Annotated in this window: 2 pseudogenes; both read right to left on the reverse strand. The window is 76.8% G+C overall.

Features of this window, described 5'->3' with window-relative positions:
- A pseudogene (locus tag OO52_RS54915) lies at positions 1 to 2,242 on the reverse strand (type I polyketide synthase); the annotation flags it as partial.
- A gap of 39 nt (positions 2,243 to 2,281) precedes the next feature.
- A pseudogene (locus OO52_RS54920) lies at positions 2,282 to 3,340 on the reverse strand (polyketide synthase dehydratase domain-containing protein); the annotation flags it as partial.
- Between the last annotated feature and the right edge of the window lie 120 nt (positions 3,341 to 3,460).

Below are 3,460 nucleotides of genomic sequence, written 5' to 3' on the forward strand. Positions count from 1 at the left end.
TTGGGCGGCGAGGTGGAGGGCGACGAGGGAGGAGGAGCAGGCGGTGTCCACGGTGACGGCGGGGCCCTCCAGCCCGAAGGTGTACGCCACCCGGCCCGAGACCACGCTCGAGGTGTTGCCGGTGAGGAGGTAACCCTCCAGCTCCTTGGGCACCCCGGCCGGCCCCGTGACGTAGTCGTGGTACATGGCCCCCGCGAAGACGCCGGTGCGTGAGCCGCGCAGGGACGCCGGGTCCACGCCGGCCCGTTCGAAGGCCTCCCAGGCCGTCTCCAGCAGCAGCCGCTGCTGCGGGTCGATCGCCAGGGCCTCACGCGGACTGATCCCGAAGAACTCCGCGTCGAAGTCGCCCGCGTCGTAGAGGAATCCGCCCTCGCGCGCATACGACGTGCCGGAGTGGTCGGGGTCGGGGTCGTAGAGCGCGGACAGGTCCCAGCCCCGGTCGGTGGGGAAGGGACCGATCGCGTCCGTGCCGGAGGCGACCAGGTCCCACAGCTCCTCGGGCGAGGTGACACCGCCCGGGAAACGGCAGGCCATGCCGACGATCGCGATCGGCCGAGTCGAAACCGAGATCCCTGAACGCCCGGCTGCCGTCGACCGTGGCGGAGGTGGCATGCCCCAGCACCGCGGTCACCGTGCCGAGGACCAACTCGGCCACCGCACGCTGCCGTTCGGGACCTTCGAGTACGGCCGTGCGCTCGGCCCAGCCCTGCGCGGCACCCGGGGCGGCGGCCTGCGGCAGTGGCGCGCGCACCAGTCCCCGCAAAGGCGCCGGAAGGGCACCGGCCGCTGCCCGCTCGCGCAGCGCGGCGTGGTCGAGACGCACCGGCACCAGCGCGCCCCCGCGACCGTCGAGCGCCGCGTCCAGGAGGGCGAGCCCCGCGTCGGCCGAGAGCGGCGCCAGCCCCGAGCGCGCCCAGCGCGCCCGCTCCACGTCGTCCAGCTCTCCGGCCATGCCGTCGCCGGTGTCCCACAGGCCCCAGGCGAGGGAGGTGGCGGGCAGCCCCCGGGCGTGGCGGTGCTGGGCGAGGGCGTCGAGGACGGCGTTGGCGGCGGCGTAGTTGGCCTGGCCCGCGGTGCCGAGGACACCGGTGACGGAGGAGAACAGCACGAAGGCGTCCAGGTCACGGCCCGCGGTCAGTTCGTGCAGGTGCAGGGCCGCGTCCGCCTTCGGCCGCAGTACGGCATCCAGCCGCTCGCCCGTCAGCGACTCGACCGTGCCGTCGTCCAGGACGCCGGCGAGATGGAACACGGCACCGAGCGGCCTGTCGGCGGGAATCGCGTCAAGCACCCGGGCGAGCGCGGCGCGGTCCGCCGCGTCACAGGCCGCGAACTCCACCGTCCCGCCCGCCCCGGCCAGCTCGTCCGCCAGTTCGGCCGCCCCGGGCGCGGTGGCGCCGCGCCGGCTGAGCAGCAGCAGATGCCGGACCCCGTGCCGCGTGACCAGATGCCGCACCAGCAGTCGCCCCAGACCCCCCAGGGCACCGGTGACCAGCACGGTCCGGTCACCCCACCCCAGCCCGCCGCGGCTCCCGGGGACTGAGGCATCGTCCCGCGCGCCCGGGCTCCGGTCGTCGTCGACGGGGTCGGTCGGGGCGGGCCCGTGGTGGTCGGTTGCGGTGGGGGTGGTGTCGGCGAGGCGCGGACCGCTTCGGTCGCCGCCCGTGGGGCCGGTGCCCGTCCGCGACGGCCCGCTCTGGGCGTGGGCGGCGGGAGCGGCGTCCGGCTGCGCCCGCCCGACGACCCGCGGGCGTGCTTCGTTCCCGGCGCCGGCGGCATCGGCGCGCACCAGGCGCGGAACCAGCAGGCCGCCGTCGTCACCGACGGCGAGCTGCGGCTCGTGGCGGCCGGCTGCGGCCAGGGAGCGCAGCAGACCAGGGGACACGGGTTCGTGGCCGGGTGGCAGGTCGGCCAGGCCGAAGCGGTCCGGGTGCTCGGACTGCGCCGAGCGCACCAGGCCCCACACCGCCGCCGCCCAGGGATCGTCGCCGCGCGCCCCACGGGTGACGAACAGCAGCCGGGCGTCGGCGTACCGCTCGTCCGCGATCCAGGCGCGCACGGCGTCGAGCGCCTGCCCGGCCGCCTCGCGTCCCGTCGGCACGGACAGCGCCACCACGCCCGCCACCGGGCCGTCGGCGGGCAGCGCGCCGAGCGAGGGCACCACGGTGACCGCCGCCCCGCCCGCGTCCTCGCTCTCCGCGGCGGCCGGAACCGTCGCGGGCACCCAGTCGATCCGGTAGGGCACCCGCGGCAGCCCCGCGCCGCCCAGGTGCTGCCCGCCGGCCGGACGCAGGGCCAGTGCCTCGGCCGACAGCACGGGACGGCCGGCCGGGTCGACGGCGCTCAGCCGCCGCCCCGACCAGTGCACGCGCAACGCGGTCGCTCCCGTGGCGTGCAGTTCCACGCCCGACCAGGAGAACGGCAGCTCCGGCCCGTCGCCGCGCCGCTCGGCGCGGCCGACCAACGGGTGCAGCGCCGCGTCCAGCAGGGCGGGGTGCACCCCGTAGCCGGATGAGCTGTCCGCCCCGGTCTCCGGCAGCACCAGCTCCGCGTACACGTCGTCCCCGCGCCGCCAGGCCGCCCGCACCCCGCGGAAGACCGGGCCGTAGGCGAAGCCCAGCGCGTCGAGACGGCCGTACAGGGCGTCGACGTCCACCGGCTCGGTGCCGGCCGGCGGCCAGGCGGCGCCCGCCGCCACCGCCGGGCCGGAGGAGGGCGACAGCAGTCCGGCGGCGTGCCGGGTCCAGGTGCCGCCGTCGGCGGCACGGGCGTGCACCGCCAGCGGGCGGGTGCCGTGCTCGTCCGGCGTGCCGACCGTGAGCTGCACGTGGACGGAGCCCTGTCCGGACTCCGGCAGCACCAGCGGTGTCTCCAGGGTCAGTTCCTCCAGCCGGGGCGTCCCGGCGCGCTCACCCGCGGCCAGCGCGAGATCGACGAACGCCGTGGACGGCAGCAGGATCCGGCCCAGCACCCGGTGGTCGGCCAGCCAGGGCTGCCCGTCGGCGGACAGCGAACCGGTCAGCAACAGGCCGCCGTCGTCGGCGCGTTCCACCGAGGTCCCCAGCAGGGCGTGCCCGCTCGCGTCCAGGCCGAGGCCCTGGCCGTGCGGGGAGGCCGTCGGCGTCGGTATCCAGTAGCGCCGGTGCTGGAAGGCGTACGTCGGCAGGTCGTCGGCCGGCGCCCGTTCGGGCAGCAGCGCGTCCCAGTCGAGGGCCGCGCCGTGGGCGTGCGCGGTGGCCAGCGCGGTGTGCAGGGTGTGCCGTTCGTCCCGGTCCCTGCGCAGCACCGGCACCGCGTCCGGGGTCAGCGCGCTGAGCACCGCGTCGGGGCCCAGCTCCAGCACGAAGGTGGCGCCCTCCTGCCGGAGTGTCTGTACGGCGTGGTGGTAGCGGACGGTTTCGCGGATGTGGCGGGTCCAGTAGTCGGGTGTGGTGAGTTGTTCGGGGGTGGCGAGGTGTCCGGT

The sequence above is a fragment of the Streptomyces flaveolus genome, assembly GCF_000716535.1.
GTDB lineage: Bacteria > Actinomycetota > Actinomycetes > Streptomycetales > Streptomycetaceae > Streptomyces > Streptomyces flaveolus_A.